This is a genomic window from Treponema sp. UBA7570 (assembly GCA_002477955.1).
Taxonomy (GTDB): Bacteria; Spirochaetota; Spirochaetia; order Treponematales; family Treponemataceae; genus Treponema_D.
On sequence record DLLE01000004.1, the window covers coordinates 486 to 1,466 of the forward strand.

At 42.7% G+C, this 981-nt stretch carries 1 protein-coding gene; it reads right to left on the reverse strand.

Annotated features, from left to right (window positions below; genetic code table 11):
- Positions 1-351: 351 nt before the first annotated feature.
- Positions 352-981: phosphoenolpyruvate carboxykinase domain-containing protein (locus tag B4N75_RS00185; protein WP_296706237.1), on the reverse strand; the 630-nt coding region annotated here is incomplete at its 5' end.

Here is a 981-nt window from a genome sequence, read left to right on the forward strand (position 1 = left end):
TTGCAAGCGTTGTTTTGCCGGATTGACGCGGTCCTAGGATTGTAACAACAGGAAAATACTCAGCGCAACGCTTTAGTTCAGCTTCGATTTCTCTCTTTGTGTTTTGCATAGTAAAATTATATAAAAAATGGTACAAATTTCAAGTTCAGCTTTGGATTTGTACCAAAATGATAAATTCATTACTCAACAAGTCGGTCTTGGCTAAAGTTTTTGCATTTCTTTTCAAGAATTTCGTGAAGGATGCAAGCGTGCTAGAAGATAGAATTTCTGTCAAATAAAAAAGGCTGTCCTTTTGCTGAATAATCAACTTTAAGGACAGCCTTTCTTTTTTTAATCTAGCTTAAAGCCAAATTATTTGTTCAAGCGAGCCTCGAGGTCATCGAGAATTGCTGTAAGTTCTTTTGGAAGGTGTTTTCCGAATTTTGGATAGTGGTTTTCACGAATATCCTTAACTTCTTTTTTCCATCCTTCAACATCAACTTTGAGAATCTCTGGAAGAGTCTTTTTGTAGTAGTCTGCGAGACCGTCAGTGTTGATTGCGCCTTCTTTTGGCATGTAACCGATTGGTGTGTCGATAAAGTTGTCTTTTCCGTCACAGCGGTCAAAAATCCATTCAAGAACGCGGCTGTTGTCGCCGTATCCTGGCCACATAAATCCGCCTGGAAGTTCTGCGTTGTTGTCGTCCTTGCGGAACCAGTTAACGTAGAAGATTTTTGGCAAGAGGTCTTTGTCTTTTGCAGCGTTTCCAACGTCGATCCAGTGCTGGAAGTAGTCGCCCATGTTGTATCCGCAGAATGGAAGAATTGCGAACGGGTCGCGGCGGATTTTTCCAACCTGGCTAGCGTCGATTGTAGAAGCCGCAGTGATTTCTGAACCTACGATAGATCCGAGGAATACACCGTGGTTCCAATCACGGCTCTGGTGAACAAGTGGAATTGTTGACGGACGGCGTCCACCGAACAAGATTGCGCTGATAGGTAC